Origin of the sequence: Streptomyces sp. NBC_01264, from assembly GCF_026340675.1 — a bacterium.
In the GTDB taxonomy this organism is placed as follows: Bacteria; Actinomycetota; Actinomycetes; order Streptomycetales; family Streptomycetaceae; genus Streptomyces.
The window spans coordinates 6,157,054-6,175,288 of sequence record NZ_JAPEOX010000001.1 but is presented as its reverse complement, the minus strand read 5'-3'; the positions used below and the strand labels follow the sequence as shown (position 1 = coordinate 6,175,288).

General features: G+C 72.0%; 17 protein-coding genes. 10 read left to right on the top strand and 7 right to left on the bottom strand.

The features are described 5' to 3' along the window. Nucleotides 1-11: 11 nt before the first annotated feature. Entirely contained in the window at nt 12-1,064 is a 1,053-nt protein-coding gene (locus OG435_RS29055) for a 4-hydroxy-3-methylbut-2-enyl diphosphate reductase (RefSeq protein ID WP_266880891.1), read from the bottom strand. Nucleotides 1,065-1,175: 111 nt separating this feature from the next. On the opposite strand from OG435_RS29055, the gene OG435_RS29050 reads away from it, so the two are divergent. From OG435_RS29050 to OG435_RS29035, 4 genes are all read left to right on the top strand, one after another. Next, complete coding sequence (locus OG435_RS29050; RefSeq protein WP_266880890.1) at nt 1,176-2,615, top strand: APC family permease; 1,440 nt, start codon at nt 1,176-1,178, stop codon at nt 2,613-2,615. Between the two features lie 9 nt (nt 2,616-2,624). Next, nucleotides 2,625-3,845, top strand: a complete 1,221-nt coding sequence (xseA, locus tag OG435_RS29045) for an exodeoxyribonuclease VII large subunit (RefSeq protein WP_266880889.1) — start codon at nt 2,625-2,627, stop codon at nt 3,843-3,845. 63 nt (nt 3,846-3,908) lie between these two features. Beyond that, nucleotides 3,909-4,145 carry an exodeoxyribonuclease VII small subunit gene (locus tag OG435_RS29040; protein ID WP_266880888.1) on the top strand — a complete coding sequence of 79 codons (237 nt, stop codon included), beginning with the start codon at nt 3,909-3,911 and terminating at the stop codon, nt 4,143-4,145. Nucleotides 4,146-4,245: 100 nt separating this feature from the next. Then, nucleotides 4,246-4,836, top strand: coding sequence for a malonic semialdehyde reductase (locus OG435_RS29035; protein ID WP_266880887.1), 591 nt, complete (start codon nt 4,246-4,248; stop codon nt 4,834-4,836). Between the two features lie 115 nt (nt 4,837-4,951). Here the strand turns inward: OG435_RS29035 and OG435_RS29030 are convergent, their stop codons facing one another. Then, complete coding sequence (locus OG435_RS29030; protein WP_266882167.1) at nt 4,952-5,470, bottom strand: DUF4245 domain-containing protein; 519 nt, start codon at nt 5,468-5,470, stop codon at nt 4,952-4,954. 211 nt (nt 5,471-5,681) lie between these two features. Between OG435_RS29030 and glpX the strand changes: the two genes are divergently transcribed. Further along, complete coding sequence (gene glpX, locus OG435_RS29025; protein WP_243335787.1) at nt 5,682-6,713, top strand: class II fructose-bisphosphatase; 1,032 nt, start codon at nt 5,682-5,684, stop codon at nt 6,711-6,713. A 124-nt stretch (nt 6,714-6,837) separates the two neighbouring features. On the opposite strand, the gene OG435_RS29020 is transcribed toward glpX, so the two are convergent. The 3 genes from OG435_RS29020 to OG435_RS29010 form a co-directional block, all read right to left on the bottom strand. Then, a complete protein-coding gene (locus tag OG435_RS29020; RefSeq protein ID WP_430625703.1) occupies nt 6,838-7,212 on the bottom strand; it encodes a WhiB family transcriptional regulator in 375 nt (124 codons plus the stop codon). Between the two features lie 195 nt (nt 7,213-7,407). Continuing rightward, nucleotides 7,408-8,019: a TIGR03086 family metal-binding protein gene (locus OG435_RS29015; RefSeq protein WP_266880886.1), complete on the bottom strand. Its 612-nt coding sequence runs from the start codon at nt 8,017-8,019 to the stop codon at nt 7,408-7,410. 69 nt (nt 8,020-8,088) lie between these two features. Further along, nucleotides 8,089-8,769, bottom strand: coding sequence for a DUF1707 SHOCT-like domain-containing protein (locus OG435_RS29010; protein WP_266880885.1), 681 nt, complete (start codon nt 8,767-8,769; stop codon nt 8,089-8,091). Nucleotides 8,770-8,919: 150 nt separating this feature from the next. Here OG435_RS29010 and OG435_RS29005 point away from each other — a divergent pair, with 150 nt between their 5' ends. After that, nucleotides 8,920-10,593, top strand: coding sequence for a fumarate hydratase (locus OG435_RS29005; RefSeq protein WP_266880884.1), 1,674 nt, complete (start codon nt 8,920-8,922; stop codon nt 10,591-10,593). A gap of 43 nt (nt 10,594-10,636) precedes the next feature. Here OG435_RS29005 and OG435_RS29000 read toward each other — a convergent pair whose 3' ends face one another. Then, nucleotides 10,637-10,771, bottom strand: a complete 135-nt coding sequence (locus OG435_RS29000; protein ID WP_266880883.1) for a hypothetical protein — start codon at nt 10,769-10,771, stop codon at nt 10,637-10,639. 110 nt (nt 10,772-10,881) lie between these two features. Here OG435_RS29000 and OG435_RS28995 point away from each other — a divergent pair, with 110 nt between their 5' ends. Beyond that, complete coding sequence (locus OG435_RS28995; RefSeq protein WP_266880882.1) at nt 10,882-11,652, top strand: glycerophosphodiester phosphodiesterase; 771 nt, start codon at nt 10,882-10,884, stop codon at nt 11,650-11,652. A gap of 100 nt (nt 11,653-11,752) precedes the next feature. Here OG435_RS28995 and OG435_RS28990 read toward each other — a convergent pair whose 3' ends face one another. Beyond that, entirely contained in the window at nt 11,753-13,309 is a 1,557-nt protein-coding gene (locus tag OG435_RS28990) for a ricin-type beta-trefoil lectin domain protein (RefSeq protein WP_266880881.1), read from the bottom strand. Between the two features lie 107 nt (nt 13,310-13,416). On the opposite strand from OG435_RS28990, the gene OG435_RS28985 reads away from it, so the two are divergent. The 3 genes from OG435_RS28985 to OG435_RS28975 all read left to right on the top strand — a co-directional run bounded on the left by OG435_RS28985 (nt 13,417) and on the right by OG435_RS28975 (nt 18,159). Next, the gene (locus OG435_RS28985; RefSeq protein ID WP_266880880.1) at nt 13,417-14,832 is read left to right on the top strand and encodes a class II fumarate hydratase; all 1,416 of its coding nucleotides are present in this window, start codon (nt 13,417-13,419) and stop codon (nt 14,830-14,832) included. Between the two features lie 112 nt (nt 14,833-14,944). Next, complete coding sequence (gene fomD / locus OG435_RS28980) at nt 14,945-15,712, top strand: cytidylyl-2-hydroxypropylphosphonate hydrolase (RefSeq protein WP_266880879.1); 768 nt, start codon at nt 14,945-14,947, stop codon at nt 15,710-15,712. Between the two features lie 230 nt (nt 15,713-15,942). After that, on the top strand, nt 15,943-18,159 hold the full coding sequence (locus OG435_RS28975) for an ATP-binding SpoIIE family protein phosphatase (RefSeq protein ID WP_266880878.1): 2,217 nt from the start codon (nt 15,943-15,945) through the stop codon (nt 18,157-18,159). Nucleotides 18,160-18,235: the final 76 nt, after the last annotated feature.

The following is an 18,235-nucleotide window of genomic DNA, read 5'->3' as shown; positions in this document are numbered from 1 at the left end:
CGGGGAGATGCCTACTTCTGTGCGCCCGAAGACCCGTCCGAAGACCCGTTCGCGGCCGCGCCCGGCGCCGCCACGAGCTCCGCCGCCTCCGCGCGCAGGTCACGGCGCAGTTCCTTGGGCAGGGAGAACACGATCGACTCCTCGGCCGTCTTGACGATCTCCACGTCCCCGTACCCGCGCGCGGCCAGCCATTCCAGCACCTCGTCGACCAGCACCTCCGGCACCGAGGCGCCCGAGGTCAGACCGACGGTGGTGACGCCTTCCAGCCAGGCCTCGTCGATCTCGCTCGCGAAGTCCACGAGGTACGAGGCCTTCGCGCCGGCGTCGACGGCGACCTCGACCAGGCGGATGGAGTTCGAGGAGTTCTTGGAGCCGACGACGATGACCAGGTCGCAGTCCTTGCCCATCACCTTGACCGCCTCCTGGCGGTTCGAGGTGGCGTAGCAGATGTCGTCGCTGGGCGGCGAGACGAGCAGCGGGAACCTGGTCTTCAGGGCGTCGACCGTCTCCATCGTCTCGTCGACGGAGAGGGTGGTCTGCGAGAGCCAGACGACCTTCGATTCGTCGCGGACGGTGACCTTCTCCACGTCGTGCGGGCCGTCCACGATCGTGATGTGGTCCGGGGCCTCGCCGGAGGTGCCGATGACCTCCTCGTGGCCCTCGTGGCCGATGAGGAGGATGTCGAAGTCCTCGTTCGCGTAGCGGATCGCTTCCTTGTGCACCTTGGTGACCAGCGGGCAGGTGGCGTCGATCGTCGCGAGCTTGCCGCGGGCCGCCTCCTCGTGCACCACCGGGGCCACGCCGTGCGCGGAGAACATCACGATGGAGCCCTCGGGGACCTCCTCGGTCCGCTCCACGAAGATGGCGCCCTTGTTCTCCAGGGTCTTCACGACGTACTTGTTGTGCACGATCTCGTGCCGCACGTAGACCGGCGCGCCGTACTGCTCGAGGGCCTTCTCGACGGCGATCACGGCACGGTCCACGCCCGCGCAGTAGCCGCGCGGGGCGGCGAGCAGAACGCGGCGGGATGCGGTAGCGGGGGCGTCAGCAGTCATGGGCTCCATCGTACGGGGGTGTCCAGCAGGCCGCGGGTCCCCCGTTCGGCACAAACTGGGTCGAACATCCACACCGGTATCCACACCGGCATTCACACCGGCCATACCCCCGGAGGAAAGATGGCGTCCGCGACGGATCCCAGTTCGCCGCCCGGCCCGGCCGGCCCGGCCGACGGCCCCTCCGCCGTGCCCGGCACCTCGCTGCGCCGCAGTCTCGGTTTCCGGGACCTGGTGGTCTACGGGCTGCTCTTCATCGCCCCCATGGCCCCGGTCGGCGTCTTCGGCACCCTCGACGCCACATCGCACGGCGCCGTCGCCCTCGTCTACCTCTTCGCGACCGTCGCGATGGCCTTCACCGCCTTCTCCTACGCGCAGATGGTGCGCGTGGCCCCGCAGGCCGGATCCGTCTTCACCTACGCCCGAAAGGGCCTCGGGGAGGGCCCCGGACTCATCGCCGGCTGGATGGCGATGCTCGACTACCTGCTGATCCCGGCGGTCGCGTACCTGTTCTCCGGGATCGCCATGAACGCGCTGGTCCCGGAGGTCTCCCGGTGGGTGTGGACGGCCCTGGCGGTGGTCGTGACCACCCTGCTCAACCTGTGGGGCGTACGGGCCGCCGCGCGCGTGGGCTTCGCCGTGCTGGCCATGGAGATCGCGGTCCTGCTGGTGTTCCTGGTCTCGGCGGTGACCGTACTGGCCCGGGGCGCGGCCCACCGCGACTGGCTCTCCCCCTTCACCGGCGACGGCTCGCTCGGCGCGTTCTCCATGGCCGCCGTGCTCGGCGCGGTCTCGGTGGCGGTCCTGTCCTACCTGGGCTTCGACGCCATCGCCTCCTTCGCCGAGGAGGTGACGGGCGGCAGCGCGAAGGTGGCGCGGGCGGTGCTGTTCTGCCTGGCGCTGACCGGGGTGCTGTTCATCGCCCAGACCTACCTGGCGGCCCTCCTCAGCCCCCTCTCGGCGGCGGAGCTGGCGGCCGACCCGGGGAAGCAGGGCTCGGCCTTCTACACGACCGTCGAGGCCTCCGTGGGGACGTGGCTGCACGACCTGGTCGCCGTCAGCAAGGCCATCGGGGCCGCCTTCGCGGCCCTGGCCGGGCAGGCGGCGGCGGGCCGGCTGCTCTTCGCGATGGCCCGCGAGCGGCGGCTGCCCCGCGCGCTCGCCCGTACCTCGCACGGGACCCCGCGCCCGGCCCTGCTGGTGGCGGCGACGGTCACGCTGATCGCGGCCGTGTGGGCGGCCCGGCGCGACGACGGGCTGGACCACCTGGTCTCGGTGGTGGACATCGGGGCGCTGGTGGCGTTCACGCTGCTGCACGCCTCCCTGGTCGGCTGGTTCGTGGTCAAGCGGCGCGAGGGGGCCCCGGACTGGTTCAAGCACCTGGTCATCCCGGTCCTCGGCGCCGCCGTGACCATCGCGGTGATCGTCGAGGCCTCGTGGACGGCGCAACTGGTGGGGGCGGTGTGGCTGCTGGTGGGCCTGTGCCTGCTGGTGGCCCAGCGGGGGCGGCGCGGAGGGGATCAAGGCTCCGAGCCCGACGCCGGTGTCAGTTCTGGCGGTTAGCCTGCGTGCATGGGTCTGAATTCGTCGGCTGACGCGCCGCTGCCGGTCGGTCAGGTGTCCCGGCTCATCGGGGGCTGGATCGACCGTCTCGGCCAGGTGTGGGTGGAAGGGCAGATCACGCAGCTCTCGCGGCGGCCGGGGGCGGGGGTGGTCTTCCTGACGCTGCGCGATCCCTCGCACGACATCTCCCTGAGCGTGACCTGCTTCCGGCAGGTCTTCGACGAGGTCGCGGACTCCGTGACGGAGGGCGCGCGCGTCGTCGTGTTCGCCAAGCCCGAGTGGTACGCCCCGCGCGGACAGCTGTCCCTGCGGGCCACCGAGATACGGCCCGTCGGCATCGGCGAGCTCCTCGCCCGGCTGGAGCGGCTCAAGCGCTCCCTCGCCTCCGAGGGGCTCTTCGCGCTGGACCGCAAGAAGCCGCTGCCGTTCCTGCCGCAGCTGATCGGGCTGGTGGTGGGCCGGGCCTCGGCGGCCGAGCGCGACGTCCTGGAGAACGCCCGGCGCAGGTGGCCGGCGGTGCGCTTCGAGGTCCGCAACGTCGCCGTCCAGGGGGTGCACGCGGTGCCCCAGGTGGTCCGGGCCGTCAAGGAGCTGGACTCCATGCCCGAGGTCGACGTGATCATCGTGGCCCGCGGCGGCGGCAGCGTGGAGGACCTGCTGCCCTTCTCCGACGAGGAGGTCGTACGGACCGTCGCGGCCGCCCGTACCCCCGTGGTCTCGGCGATCGGGCACGAGCCGGACTCCCCGCTGCTGGACCTGGTCGCGGACCTGCGGGCCTCCACGCCCACGGACGCGGCGAAGAAGGTGGTCCCGGACGTCGGCGAGGAGCTGGAGCGGGTGCGCCAGCTGCAGGGCCGGGGGCTGCGCGCCGTGCGAGGGCTGCTCGACCGGGAGGAGCGGGGGCTCGCCCACGCGCTCGCGCGGCCGGTCTTCGTCCATCCCCAGCGGATGGTGGAGACCCGGGAGGCGGAGGTGGACGCGCTGCTGGCACGCGGCCGCCGGACCCTGGGGCACTTGCTGGACCGGGCCGATTCGGAGCTGGCGCACACCCTCGCCCGGGTGGTGGCGCTGTCCCCGGCCGCCACCCTGGAGCGCGGGTACGCGGTGCTCCAGCGGGCGGACGGGCACGTGGTGCGCTCGCCCGCGGACGTGTCGGAGGGCGACGTGCTGCGGGCGCGGGTGGCGGAGGGGGAGTTCCCGGTGCGGGTCACCGCCACCGAGGAGCGTTAGGGCGGGCAGTTCACTCTGCCGCAACACATTTCGTTGTACTACACAGTTAAGATGGGAGCGGGAATGGCCGAAACCGATACGGCGCTCGGGTACGAGCAGGCCCGGGACGAGCTCATCGAGGTCGTCCGCAAGCTGGAGGCCGGCGGCACCTCGTTGGAGGACTCCCTCGCGCTCTGGGAGCGCGGCGAGGAACTCGCGAAGGTGTGCCGCCACTGGCTGGAGGGGGCCCGCGCCCGGCTGGACTCGGCGCTGGCGGCGCGCGAGGCGGCGGAGGGGGCCGGCGGAGCGGGAGCCGAGTGACCTCCCTCACCCGCGGACAGATTTAGTTGAACTTTCACCTATCTCCGTCGTAGTGTTTCGGACATCGCTTCAGCATTCCCGCACAGAAGAAGGCTTTCCGATGTCTCTCGTTCTCGACGCCGCCGCTCAGGACCTCCTCTTCCGCGAGGCCCGCACCGCCAACACGTTCTCCGACGAGCCGGTGACCGAGGAGCAGGTCCAGGCGATCTACGACCTGGTGAAGTTCGGCCCGACCGCCTTCAACCAGACGCCGCTGCGCATCACCCTGGTCCGCTCCCCCGAGGCCCGCGAGCGCCTCGTGAAGCACATGGCCGAGGGCAACCAGGCCAAGACCGCCACCGCCCCGCTGGTCGCGATCCTGTCCGCGGACAACGAGTTCCACGAGGAGCTCCCGCAGCTGCTCCCCCACTTCCCGCAGGCCAAGGACGCCTTCTTCTCCGAGCGCCCGGTCCGCGAGCAGTCCGCGCTGGTCAACTCCGCGCTGCAGGCCGCGTACTTCATCATCGGCGTCCGCGCCGCCGGCCTGGCCGCCGGCCCGATGACCGGCCTGGACTTCGCCGGCCTCCAGAAGGAGTTCCTGGACGGCGACCACACCCCGGTGATGGTCATCAACATCGGCAAGCCGGGCGAGGACGCCTGGTTCCCGCGCTCCCCGCGCCTGGAGTTCGACCAGGTCATCACGACCGTCTGAGCCCAGCCCCGCAGGCAGTGAACGCAGAAGGCCGCGCTCCCCGGATTCCCGGGGGCGCGGCCTTTTCACGTCTACGAAGTACCTACGAAGCGCCTGAGAAGCGCCTGAGAAGCGCCTACGAACCCTGCTTGAACTCCAGCGCCGCAGCCATCGAGCCGAGCTGCTCGAAGGAGGCCGTCCCGGTCACCACCGTGACGTAGCCCTGCTCGTGCCGCACGAGGGCGTCGTACTTCGCGCCGTCCCAGCGCTCCCAGACCTGGTCGCCGACCTGCTGGGTCTCCCCGGTGGCCGTCGCCTGCCGGGTGACCTTCCCGATGTACTTGTCCGAGACGTCCGCGGACTGCTCCACCGCCACGTACTGCTGCTCCGGGTCCAGGAAGCCCAGGTGCCAGGCGCTGGCCTCCTTGCGCGTGTACCCGACCGAGGTCGCCCGCCACTCCGGCGGCAGCCCGACGGGCACCGCCACGGGGTACGGCGCCGCGCGCCGGGCCGTGAGGCTTTCGACGCGGTAGTCGACCACCTTCGTCGGGTCGGCCTTCTCGTCATGTGGGATGACCAAATAGATCCCCCCGACCACGAGTCCGATCACCGCGAGGGACCGGATCATGTCCACGACCGTCTGCTTGCCCTTCATACCTGCCACGACACCATCGTCGCGCATGCCCCCGGGCGATCACCGCCGGGGTCGCCATGGCGCGCCACGGGCGGCGCAAGATGTCCGCTCAGGACAATCAGCTGACCGATATAGCGCTCATACGTGACCCGGTCTGCTCAATATGTCGACGTACCGATAGAGTCCAGGGACCCTCACTCCCGGCCGTCGCCGTACAGAAAGGTGCGCTCCGATGACCGAGCACAACCTGCCGCCCCAGCTCGAAGTCTCTCCGGAGGCACCCGACCGCAACCTCGCCCTGGAACTCGTACGGGTCACCGAGGCCGCCGCCATGGCCGCGGGCCGCTGGGTCGGACGCGGTGACAAGCTCGGCGCCGACGGCGCTGCCGTCAACGCGATGCGGACCCTGATCTCCACCGTCTCGATGAACGGCGTCGTCGTCATCGGCGAGGGCGAGAAGGACGAAGCCCCGATGCTCTTCAACGGCGAGCGGGTCGGCGACGGCACCGGTGCCGAGGTCGACATCGCCGTGGACCCCATCGACGGCACCACCCTGAACGCCAAGGGCATGCCGAACGCGATCGCCGTGCTGGCCGCCGCCGACCGCGGCACCATGTTCGACCCGTCCGCGGTGTTCTACATGGAGAAGCTGGTCACCGGTCCCGAGGCCGCCGACTTCGTCGACATCAACGCCCCGGTCTCCGTCAACATCCGCCGCGTCGCCAAGGCCAAGAACATGGCCGTGGAGGACGTCACGGTGATCATCCTCGACCGTCCCCGCCACGAGGGCATCGTCAAGGAGATCCGCGAGACCGGCGCGCGCATCAAGTTCATCTCCGACGGCGACGTCGCCGGCTCGGTGCTGGCCGTCACGGAGGACAGCGGCATCGACCTGCTGCTCGGCATCGGCGGCACCCCCGAGGGCATCATCTCGGCGTGCGCGATCAAGTGCATGGGCGGCACCATCCAGGGCAAGCTGTGGCCCAAGGACGAAGCCGAGCGCCAGAAGGCGATCGACGCGGGCCACGACCTGGACCGCGTCCTGTTCACGGACGACCTGGTCTCCGGCGACAACGTGTTCTTCGTCGCCACCGGCATCACGGACGGCGAGCTGCTGCGCGGCGTCCACTACCGCTCGGAGACCGCGACGACCTCCTCGCTGGTCATGCGCTCGAAGTCGGGCACGATCCGGCAGATCGACTCGACCCACCGCCTCTCGAAGCTCCGCGCGTACAGCGCGATCGACTTCGACCGCGCCAAGTAGGACATCGGCGGCACGGACACGGCGGACATACGGAAGGGGCGCTCCCGCGTGCGGCGGGGCGCCCCTTCCGTATGTCCCTGACGGGACGGCTCGCTACGAGGCTCCGGTCCCACGAGGCCGTGGCTCACGAGGCTTCGCGCAGCTCCCCCGCCCGGCGCCGCCGGCGGGCCAGCACCACCCGGCGCTCGGCGGCCGTCAGCCCGCCCCAGACCCCGTAGGGCTCGGGCTGGATGAGTGCGTGCTCCCGGCAGGCGACCATGACGGGGCAGCGGGCGCAGACCCGCTTGGCAGCGTCCTCACGGGACAGCCGGGCGGCGGTCGGCTCCTTGGAGGGGGCGAAGAAGAGCCCGGCCTCGTCGCGCCGGCACACCGCGTCCGCGTGCCATGAGCCGTCCTCTTCCCTGGCCGGCACCCGCGGCTTCGGGACGACCGCCGCCGGGCGCCCCTGAAGACTCTGGACGGCGGCTACCTGCAGGGACTGGCGCGGCGGATGCGGCACGGTCTACTCCTGACGACGTATACGCGAGCGAGAGAGGCGACGCACCTGTCCCTACCCGCTGTGCGCGCCCCTATGCACCGTGTGCCGCCGATCCGGCCGGTTCGACCGAAAGGTGCTCCCGCCCCGGCCCGCTCCGCGCGGCCCCCGCACGGCCCCCGCGCGACCTCCGTACGCCCCCGCCCGGCCCCGCTCCCGTCACCCGGACGTAAACCCCGCGGAGGGCGTCCAGTCGGGGCGGCGGCCCAGGAAGGCGAGCAGCGCACCGACCGGATCGGTGTCCGGATCGGGCGCGGGAAGGAGCGCCGGGGCGTACGCGAACCCGCGCAGCGGCTCGGCGAGCACCCGGGCGGCCGGGCTCAGGGCCGCCGCCAGGGCGGGGGTGAGCGGGGAGGCCTGGCCGGTGGCGACCGCGAGGTCCCAGGCGTGCACGGCGGCGTCGAGGGCGGCCGCGCCGACCGCGGTCCCGGCGGGCAGGGTGAACGGGGGCAGCGGCACGGCCACCTCGGCGGCGCCCGGCTCGACCCCGGCGAAGGCCTCCGCGGCGGCGGCCAGGGCGGGCTCCAGCAGCTCCGTGGGGCTGCCCGTCAGGGCGCCGGTGGGCGCGAAGGGGTCCTCGGCCGGTCCCGGCCCGCCGGTGAGGCGGCCCGCGTAGGCGAGCTGGTCGCCGGCCGCGTGCTGGAGCACTTGGCCGACATTCCACTGGTCACACGGCGTCGGCGCGCCGAGGGCATCGGCCGGCAGGGCGGCGGCGACGGAGCGCAGGGCCTCGTACGCCTGGTCGAGCAGGTCCCATGTGGATGCGGTCATGATTCCGACCCTACGGGCCCGTACCGGCCAAAGAGCCTGATTTCAGCGCCAGTTGTGGGCGTGTCGGCCTTACAGGGAGCTCTCCCGGCCCTTGCGGAGCCGGTTCGCCAGGTCCACCAGGCGGGCGCCCGCCTTGGGACGGGCCTCGATGTTGCCCAGCAGCGCGAAGCCGCGGACGATCACGACCGGGGCCTGCGGGTCGGTCGCGCCGAGCCCCATGCCCCGCACCTCGAAGTTGCCGAGCACCCCGCTGCCGTAGCCGCGCAGGGTGACGTTCTCCGGCACCAGGATCTCGACGTTGCCGAGGACGCTGGTCACGTTGAACTCGGTGACCTGCTGCTCGAAGACCGCCTGGGTCAGGTCGATGGTGATGTCGCCCAGGACCGAGACCGCGCGGGTGTGCGCGCCCGGCCGCCAGCGGCCCTTGCGGGAAGAACTGCTGCACACGGCGACGACCGTCTCGACCGGGGCGCCCGCCGGCGCCCCCACGTACGCGGGCTCCGGCCGGCCGTCGGCGCCGGGGGCGGGCAGGTCCCGTACGAGCACGCCCAGCTCGGCGACCGTCTTCACCGCGTACAGCGAGTCGAGCCGCTCGGAGTGCTCCTCGGCGGTCAGCCGGCCTTCGGCGACGGCGTCGGCGAGGATCTGCGCGATCCGGTCCCGGTCCGCGTCGGAGGCGCGCAGCCCGGGGGCGTGCGCGGGGGCCGGCGCGGGGGCCGGCACGGATGAGGGCTGCTTTTCCAGGTCCACGAGCCCCAGCATAGCGAGACACGATAGATCGCGATACTGGCCAGTGAGCCTTACCTCACAACAAAAGCCGCCGGAAGAGGTCCTACGCTGGATACCGCGCTGCCAAACGGTCGTCAGCGCCGTCTGCCGAGTGAGGGAATGACTGCCGTCATGCCAGAGTTTGCGTACACCGACCTGCTGCCCCTGGGCGAGGACTCCACCCCGTACCGCCTGGTGACCTCGGAAGGCGTCTCCACCTTCGAGGCCGACGGCCGTACGTTCCTCAAGGTCGAGCCGGAGGCGCTGCGCAAGCTCGCCGAAGAGGCCATCCACGACATCCAGCACTTCCTGCGCCCCGCGCACCTCGCGCAGCTGCGCCGCATCATCGACGACCCCGAGGCCTCGGCGAACGACAAGTTCGTCGCCCTCGACCTCCTGAAGAACGCGAACATCGCCGCGGCCGGCGTCCTGCCGATGTGCCAGGACACGGGCACGGCGATCGTGATGGGCAAGCGCGGCCAGAACGTCCTGACGGAGGGCGCCGACGAGGCGGCCCTGTCCCACGGCATCTACGACGCGTACACCCGCCTGAACCTGCGCTACTCGCAGATGGCCCCGGTCACCATGTGGGAGGAGAAGAACACCGGCTCGAACCTGCCCGCGCAGATCGAGCTGTACGCGACCGACGGCGGCGCGTACAAGTTCCTCTTCATGGCCAAGGGCGGCGGCTCCGCCAACAAGTCCTTCCTCTACCAGGAGACCAAGGCGGTCCTCAACGAGGCCTCCATGATGAAGTTCCTGGAAGAGAAGATCCGCTCGCTCGGCACGGCGGCCTGCCCGCCGTACCACCTGGCGATCGTGGTCGGCGGCACCTCGGCGGAGCACGCCCTGAAGACCGCGAAGTACGCCTCCGCCCACTACCTGGACGAACTCCCCACGGAGGGCTCCCCGCTGGGCCACGGCTTCCGCGACGAGGCCCTGGAGCAGCAGGTCTTCGAGCTCACCCAGAAGATCGGCATCGGCGCGCAGTTCGGCGGCAAGTACTTCTGCCACGACGTCCGCGTCGTCCGCCTCCCCCGCCACGGCGCGTCCCTCCCGATCGCGATCGCCGTCTCCTGCTCCGCGGACCGCCAGGCCACCGCGAAGATCACCGCCGAGGGCGTCTTCCTGGAGCAGCTGGAACGCGACCCGGCGCGCTTCCTCCCGGAGACGACGGACGACCACTTGTCCGACTCCGAATCGGCGGACGTGGTCTCGATCGACCTCAACCAGCCGATGGACGACATCCTCGCGACCCTCACCCGGCACCCGGTGAAGACCCGCCTGTCCCTCACCGGCCCGCTGGTCGTGGCCCGCGACATCGCGCACGCCAAGATCAAGGAACTCCTCGACTCCGGCGCGGAGATGCCGCAGTACCTGAAGGACCACCCGGTCTACTACGCGGGCCCCGCGAAGACCCCCGAGGGCTACGCCTCCGGCTCCTTCGGCCCGACCACGGCCGGCCGCATGGACTCCTACGTCGAGCAGTTCCAGGCGGCGGGCGGCTCCAAGGTCATGCTGGCCAAGGGCAACCGCTCCCAGCAGGTCACCGACGCCTGCGGCAAGCACGGCGGCTTCTACCTCGGCTCCATCGGCGGCCCGGCGGCGCGCCTCGCCCAGGACTGCATCAAGAAGGTCGAGGTCCTGGAGTACGAGGAGCTCGGCATGGAAGCCGTCTGGAAGATCGAGGTCGAGGACTTCCCGGCCTTCATCGTGGTCGACGACAAGGGCAACGACTTCTTCCAGAACCCTGCCCCGGAACCCACCTTCACCCACATCCCGCTCCGCGGCCCGGGCCTGGCGTAGCCGGCAGGGCGCGACCGCCCCGTGTGACGGGCCCCGGGGGTGATCACCCCCGGGGCCCGCTCCGCGTTCCGCGCAACAGCTGCGCCTCGACCGGGGTCGCGTCCAGGCCGTGGGCCCGCACCACCGCCAGCTCCGGGAACGTGAACTCGTAGACCTCCCGGACGGCCTTGAGCGGCACACCGTCCGGCAGGACCCGCAGGGCTCGCGGTGCAATGTCACGAACTGTTCGTCCACCGGTGCAGCATGCCGTTCCCGGGACGGCTTCCGCACCCGGTTAACGTCTGACCCATGAACCGGCCGTCCACCTTGTCCACGGCCCGCGCCACGCGGGTCATCGCCCATCGCGGGGCCTCCCACGAGCATCCCGAGCACACCATTGAGGCCTACCGGCAGGCCATCGCCGACGGGGCCGACGCGCTCGAGTGCGATGTGCGGCTCACCGCCGACCACCGGCTGGTCTGTGTGCACGACCGGCGGGTGGAGCGGACCTCCGACGGGCGCGGGGTCGTCTCCGAGATGACGTACGAGGAGCTGCGCGCCCTCGACTTCGGGGCGTGGAAGGGGTCCGGCCACGCCGGGACCCGGGTGCTGTTGTTCGAGGACCTGCTCAAGGAGGCGCTGGCCGCGCCGTACCCCGTCGGGCTCGCCGTGGAGACCAAGCACCCCACCCGCGCGGGCGGCCGCCTGGAGGCCGAGCTCGTGTCGCTGCTCGGGGAGTACGGGCTCGCCGACGGCGCGAGCGGCCGCGTCGAGGTGATGAGCTTCTCCCGGTCCGCGCTGACCCGGATGCACCGCCTCGCGCCGGGACTGCCCGCCGTGTACCTGATCGAGCGCAGGATCCGGCCGGTACGGCCCCCGTACGCCACCCACGCGGGCCCGGGCATCGATCTCGTACGGCAGGACCCGGGTCTGGTGGGCCGGCTGAAGGCGAAGGGTCTCCAGGTGCGCGTGTGGACCGTGGACGAGCCCGAGGACGTGGAGCTCTGCGTCCGCCTGGGCGTGGACACGCTCATCACCAACCGGCCCCGGGACGTGCGCAAGCTGCTGCTGGACCTGTGAGCCCTGAGCCCATGAGGACCCGGCCGGGGTGCGCCGGCCGGGTGTGGGGGTCGTACCGGACGCCGGACCCACGGGGGTAAGGGTGCGGGTCCGGGGGCGGTTACACGAAGCGCTGGTTGGCCGAGCCGTTGCAGGTCTGGAGGCGCAGCGGCTCGTGCGCCGCGGCCACCGTCAGGCACATGCCCGGGGCGGCGGCGGGCCGGACGGTGGCTCCGTCGCGGACGAACTGCTGGTTGGCGCCGCCGTGGCAGTTCCAGATGATGAGGCCGGTGCCGTTGCCGTAGTTGGCGCCGGGGGCGTCCAGGCAGCGGTCGTGGGTGAGCTCGACGTGGAGGGACTTCTTCGCGGAGTCGTACCACCAGCCCTGGTTACGGCCGCCGTGGCAGTCCCAGCCGAGGACCTTGGTGTTGTTGGCGCTGGAGCTGCCGCTGGAGTCGACGCAGTTGCCCGTCGCCTCGTTCTTCAGCGGCTTGTACAGGTCGTCCCAGGCCCCGGCCTGCAGGACGGGGGTGCCGGTGCTCGCCGGGTCGGCGCAGGAGGCCTCGCGCAGGCCGGAGGCGTAGAGCTGGGTCAGACAGGACGCGAAGGCGCCGTGGCCGCGGTAGTTGGGGTGGAAGGACTGGCGGGCGGTGTTCTCGTCCCACGGGAAGTGGTCCCCGAGGTCGAGGTAGAGGCCGCGGGCCCAGGTGTCCTCCATGCAGACCTCGTGGCCCTGGAAGAGCCGCGAGTTGTCGAGGTAGGTCGCGCCCGCGGCGAGGGCGGCCGCGCGCATGCCCTTCTCGAAGGTGGGCACCGCGTAGTTGCGGCCCCAGGAGGCGTCGGAGTCGTAGCCGGCGCAGCCTCCGGGGAGCTTGCCGGGGAAGTTGGGGTTGTCGTTGAAGTCGGGGCCGATGGGGCTGGGGTAGCCCATCACGACCAGCTTGTAGTCGGAGTCGGCGTAACCGGCGTCGCGCATGACAGACTTGAGGTCGCCGATCGTCGACTGCACCTTGGGCTTCAGCCCGTCGACGCGTGCCTGCCAGCCCGGACCGTACTTCGGCTCGCAGGTGCCCTGGCTGAGCACCCAGCGGGTGACGCAGTCGGTCATGACCGGGCCGAACTGCAGGTCGTCGTTGGCCCCGGCGACCAGCAGCACCATCTTGATCTTCGTGTTGCGGGCCTTGATGGCCAGGCTGTCGCTCTGCACCAGCTCGTCGGCGTACTGCTTGCTGCCGCCGATCCTGATGTTCCCCGTGTAGCCGCCGGAACAGGCCACGTTGAAGGTGTAGTCGGCCGCGATGCCGGTGCGGTGGATCGCCGTGTCCGGCGAGCGGTGGCACTGGTTGGACGGGGTGTTGGTCGCGGGGTCGTAGTTGCCGATGCCCTCGCCCGAGATCTCGCTGTCGCCGAGCGAGATCAGACCGGTCTTGCGGTCCGCGAGCGGGCGGATCGCGGAGTCGCCGTAGATCTTGACGGCCTCGGCGGCCCGGATGGCCTCCAGTTCGGGCGTGAGGGGGGTGACCGCGGCCCCGGCGGACCCCGCGGTGGTGGTCGCGGGGGTCGCCGCGTGGGCCATGGGGGTGATGGCGGTGACGCCCCCGAGGGCGGCCGCCGCCGCCGCGACGGCGGCGAAGGTAGATCTGAGCCTGATCCTTGATTGTGTACGGGCACGTGCCATGAACGCCTCCCCGATCTCGGTGTTACCCCCGGTATTTACTGGCCGGTAGGCGAGTTGGGAACAGTCCGAACAAGACAATTGCTCAACTTTTTCAGGAGGCACCACAGATGACCGACGTTTCACAGAACGACGACGCCCCCGAGGCGTTCCGCACCGAGCACGACTCGATGGGCGACGTACTCGTCCCCGCGCACGCCAAATGGCGAGCTCAGACCCAGCGCGCCGTGGAGAACTTCCCCATCTCCGGGCAGCGTCTGGAGCGGTCCCACATCGAGGCGCTGGCCCGGATCAAGTCCGCGGCGGCCACCGTCAACGCCCGGCTCGGCGTGATCGACGCGGACATCGCCGCCGCCATCGCCTCGGCGGCCGACGAGGTCGCCTTGGGCCGCTGGGACGAGCACTTCCCCGTCGACGTGTTTCAGACGGGTTCCGGCACCTCGTCCAACATGAACGCCAACGAGGTGATCGCCACCCTGGCCTCCGAGCGCCTCGGCCGCCCGATCCACCCCAACGACCACGTGAACGCCTCGCAGAGCTCCAACGACGTCTTCCCCTCCTCCATCCACATCGCCGCCACCGCCGCCGTCACCGGCGCGCTCATCCCCGCCCTGGAGCACCTGGCCGGCGCGATGGAACGCAAGTCCGCCGAGTTCTCCCAGGTGGTCAAGTCCGGCCGGACGCACCTGATGGACGCCACCCCGGTCACCCTGGGCCAGGAGTTCGGCGGGTACGCGGTCCAGCTCCGCTACGGCGTCGAGCGGCTGCGCGCGGCGCTGCCCCGGCTGGCCGAACTGCCGCTGGGCGGGACCGCCGTGGGCACCGGGATCAACACCCCGCCCGGGTTCTCGGCCGCCGTGATCGCCGAGGTGGCGGCGGCGACGGGGCTGCCGCTGACCGAGGCCCGGGACCACTTCGAGGCCCAGGGGGCCCGGGACGCCCTCGTGGAGACCTCCGGAATGCTCCGTACGGTCGCCGTCTCCCTCACCAAGATCTGCAACGACCTGCGCTGGATGGCCTCGGGCCCGCGCACCGGATTGGCCGAAATCAATCTCCCGGATCTTCAGCCGGGGTCCTCGATCATGCCCGGAAAGGTCAATCCGGTCGTCCCGGAGGCCGCCCTGATGGTCGCCGCCCAGGTCATGGGGAACGACGCCGCGGTCGCGGTGGCGGGCGCCGCGGGCAACTTCGAGCTCAACGTGATGCTCCCCGTGATGGCCCGCAACCTCCTGGAATCCATCCGTCTCCTGGGCTCCGTGAGCCGCCTGCTGGCCGACCGCACCGTCGACGGAATCACCGCCAACACGGCCCGGGCCAGGGAGTACGCCGAGTCCTCGCCCTCCGTGGTGACCCCGCTGAACCGGTACATCGGCTACGAGGAGGCCGCCAAGGTCGCCAAGAAGTCCCTCGCCGAACGCAAGACGATCCGGGAGGTCGTCCTGGAGTCGGGCTACGTGGACCGCGGCGACCTCACCCTGGAGCAGCTCGACGAAGCACTGGACGTGCTGCGGATGACCCACCCCTGACCCCGGGCCCACGGCCCCGGCCCGGGGTCCGGATCCGGTCGTTTCCCGCCCCCGGACTCCTCGGTGACCTGCAGCGCGGCGATCCTCCGGACCCCCGCCCTAAGATCTGCGCATGACAGGTACCGGAGGCCGCGGGGGCGGCAGCGCAAGGAGCTCGGACCGGGGCTCGGGTCGGGGCGCGGGTCGGGGCGCGGACCGGGGCCCGGACCGGGGCCCCGCCGGGGCCGCCCGCTGGGCGCCCGGGGAGCAGATCCTCTGGCGCTACCGCGATCACGCGCCCGACGCGAAGGGCGCCGTCCACATCTGCCGGCCCGTGACCGTGGTGCGCGACACCGACGAGCTGCTCGCGGTGTGGATGGCCCCGGGGACCGAGTGCGTCAAGCCGGTGCTCGCCGACGGGACCCCGGTCCACGAGGAGCCGCTCGCCACCCGGTACACCGCGCCGCGGACCACCGTACGGTCGCGCTGGTTCGGTGCCGGGGTGCTGAAGCTGGCCCGGCCCGGGGATCCCTGGTCGGTGTGGCTGTTCTGGGACCACGGCTGGGAATTCAAGAGCTGGTACGTGAATCTGGAGGAGCCGCGGACCCGGTGGTCCGGCGGGATCGACTCCGAGGACCACTTCCTGGACATCTCCGTCTACCCTGACCGCACCTGGAAGTGGCGGGACGAGGACGAGTTCGCGCAGGCCCAGCGGTCGGGTCTGATGGGCCCGGAACAGGCCCGGCGCGTACGCGAGGCCGGCCGCGCGGCGGTGGACGTGATCCGGGCCTGGGGTCCGCCGTTCTCCGAAGGCTGGCAGGATTGGCGACCGGACCCGGCCTGGGGCGTACCGGCCCTGCCGGAGGACTGGGACCGCACTCCGGCGCATATGACCTCATGAGACCCTTGATGCGCCCCCGGGGGGCAATCGTAGGATCGTCCTCCGCCGGGGCGTCGGCGGTCAATTGTCGCCAGCAGAACAGCATTTAACCTAGGCCGACGCGATGACGAGAGGTAACGAGCGGGACGCGGAAACGCGGGGTGATGGTGTCCCCGCCGCTGAGCGGGTATACCGCGACTGACCGAGTTGAGTGCAGCGCACATCGAGCGCAAACGGACGGAATGCCACGCGTGACGGAGTACCCCACCTCTCAGGAGGGCCCCCGGCCGGTTGCCTCCGGCGGTCGGACCGACGGTCCCGGCCACGGCGCGGAGGAACTGGGCCACGGCAAGGCCCCGCTTCCGGCGGCCGAGGCCGTACGCACGCATGCTCAGCGCCAGGCGGCGGACCTGCCCCGTCCCCGGGCCACCGGGGAGGCACCGTCCGCCTCCGAGGAGCCCGGCGACCCTGCCGCCGCGCCCGGCCAGGGCGCCGCCCGGGTCCGGGCCGGCCGTGACGAGGCCGCCGCCTCGGAGGCCGGCGGCGCCCGCAGCCGCGACAGCGAAGCCGCCCGGGTGGCGGCCGGACGGCCAGGCACGACCGGGCAGGCCGCCGCCACCGGGCAGGCCGCCGCCGGACAGGTCAGCGGCATCGGCTCGGAGGCGACCATCGCGCGGCGCGAGGGCGACCGGCTGCGCTTCGTCGGAGCCGCCACCCGGCGGATCGCGCGCGGCATCGACCTCGACGAGATCGTGCTCGGCCTGTGCCGGGCCACCGTGCCCACCTTCTCCGACGCCATCCTCGTCTACCTGCGCGATCCGCTGCCGGTCGGCGACGAACGCCCCGTCGGACCGGTCGTTTTAAGGCTCCGCCGAACCGACCGGCTCCGGCCGATCGACGAGTTCACCGGAGCGGGAACCGGAACCGGAGCGGGAACCGCGGCCGGAGCGGGAGCCGCCACCGCCGGCGCGATGACCCCCGACGGCGAGCTCGACTTCAGCCAGCTCGCCCTGGTCGGCCCGCAGGGTGACCTGCCCGCGGCCGAGCTCTGCGAGATCCGCCCCGGCGGCGCCCTCGCCGAGGTGCTGCGCGGCGTACGCCCCGTCTTCGGGTCCTCCGCCGCCGCCCGCGCCGCCCTGCCGGAGCTGCTGGGCGCCGACCACCCGGTCCCGCGCGGCCAGCGGGCCATCCTCGCGCCGCTGCGGGGCCGCCGCCGCGTCATCGGCGCGGCGGTGTTCCTGCGCACCCCCGAGCGGCCCGCCTTCGAGACGAACGACCTGCTGGTCGCCGCCCAGCTGGCCACCCACACCGCGCTGGGCATCGACAAGGCCGTGCTCTACGGCCGCGAGGCCTACATCGCCGACGAGCTCCAGCGCACGATGCTGCCCGACAGCCTCCCCCAGCCCACCGGGGTCCGGCTCGCCAGCCGCTACCTGCCCGCCGCCGAGACGGCCCGGGTCGGCGGTGACTGGTACGACGCCATACCCCTGCCCGGCAGCCGGGTCGCACTCGTCGTCGGCGACGTCATGGGCCACTCCATGACCTCCGCCGCGATCATGGGACAGCTCCGTACGACGGCCCAGACGCTGGCGCAGCTCGACCTGCCGCCCGCCGAGGTACTGCACCACCTGGACGAGCAGGCCCAGCGCCTGGGCTCCGACCGGATGGCCACCTGTCTCTACGCCGTCTACGACCCGGTGTCGCACCGGATCACCATCGCCAACGCCGGCCACCCGCCGCCGGTCCTGCTGCACCTGGGCGGCCGCGCCGAGGTGCTGCGCGTGCCCCCGGGCGCCCCCATCGGCGTCGGCGGCGTGGACTTCGAGGCCGTGGAGCTGGACGCCCCCGCCGGGGCCACCCTCGTGCTGTACACCGACGGCCTCGTCGAGTCCCGGCTGCGCGACGTCTGGACCGGCATCGAGCAGCTCCGCGAGCGCCTCGCCACCACCGCGCAGCTGACGGGCCTGGACCACCCGCCGCCGCTGGAGGCCCTGTGCGACGACATCCTGGACATGCTCGGCCCCGGTGACCGGGACGACGACATCGCGCTGCTCGCGGCCCGCTTCGACGGGATCGCGCCCAGCGACGTGGCGTACTGGTTCCTGGACCCGGAGGAGACCGCTCCGGGCCGGGCGCGCCGGTTCGCCCGCCGCGCGCTGGCGCGCTGGGGGCTGGAGGAGCTGGAGGACTCGCTGGAGCTGCTGGTCAGCGAGGTGGTCACCAATGCCGTGCGGTACGCCGAACGGCCCGTGACCCTGCGCCTCCTGCGGACGGACGTACTGCGCTGCGAGGTCGGCGACGACTCCCCGCAGCTGCCGCGCCAGCGCCGGGCCAGGGACGACGACGAGGGCGGCCGCGGCCTGTTCCTGGTCAACCGGATGGCCCGCCGCTGGGGCGCCACCCGGCTGAGCAGCGGCAAGGTCGTCTGGTTCGAGCTCGCGCTGCCCGGGGCTCAGGACCGCCGCTGACCGGACCGCCGCCCGTACCCGTACCGGGCCCCGAACGCACCACTGCCCCGCAGGCGCGAAGCCGCGGGGCAGTGGT

What these genes read in the sequence shown, in the direction of transcription:
- OG435_RS29055 (WP_266880891.1), bottom strand. Translation starts at nt 1,064, where the DNA reads ATGGAGCCCATGACTGCTGACGCCCCCGCTACCGCATCCCGCCGCGTT.
- OG435_RS29050 (WP_266880890.1), top strand. Translation starts at nt 1,176, where the DNA reads ATGGCGTCCGCGACGGATCCCAGTTCGCCGCCCGGCCCGGCCGGCCCG.
- xseA (WP_266880889.1), top strand. Translation starts at nt 2,625, where the DNA reads ATGGGTCTGAATTCGTCGGCTGACGCGCCGCTGCCGGTCGGTCAGGTG.
- OG435_RS29040 (WP_266880888.1), top strand. Translation starts at nt 3,909, where the DNA reads ATGGCCGAAACCGATACGGCGCTCGGGTACGAGCAGGCCCGGGACGAG.
- OG435_RS29035 (WP_266880887.1), top strand. Translation starts at nt 4,246, where the DNA reads ATGTCTCTCGTTCTCGACGCCGCCGCTCAGGACCTCCTCTTCCGCGAG.
- OG435_RS29030 (WP_266882167.1), bottom strand. Translation starts at nt 5,470, where the DNA reads ATGAAGGGCAAGCAGACGGTCGTGGACATGATCCGGTCCCTCGCGGTG.
- glpX (WP_243335787.1), top strand. Translation starts at nt 5,682, where the DNA reads ATGACCGAGCACAACCTGCCGCCCCAGCTCGAAGTCTCTCCGGAGGCA.
- OG435_RS29015 (WP_266880886.1), bottom strand. Translation starts at nt 8,019, where the DNA reads ATGACCGCATCCACATGGGACCTGCTCGACCAGGCGTACGAGGCCCTG.
- OG435_RS29005 (WP_266880884.1), top strand. Translation starts at nt 8,920, where the DNA reads ATGCCAGAGTTTGCGTACACCGACCTGCTGCCCCTGGGCGAGGACTCC.
- OG435_RS28995 (WP_266880882.1), top strand. Translation starts at nt 10,882, where the DNA reads ATGAACCGGCCGTCCACCTTGTCCACGGCCCGCGCCACGCGGGTCATC.
- OG435_RS28990 (WP_266880881.1), bottom strand. Translation starts at nt 13,309, where the DNA reads ATGGCACGTGCCCGTACACAATCAAGGATCAGGCTCAGATCTACCTTC.
- OG435_RS28985 (WP_266880880.1), top strand. Translation starts at nt 13,417, where the DNA reads ATGACCGACGTTTCACAGAACGACGACGCCCCCGAGGCGTTCCGCACC.
- fomD (WP_266880879.1), top strand. Translation starts at nt 14,945, where the DNA reads ATGACAGGTACCGGAGGCCGCGGGGGCGGCAGCGCAAGGAGCTCGGAC.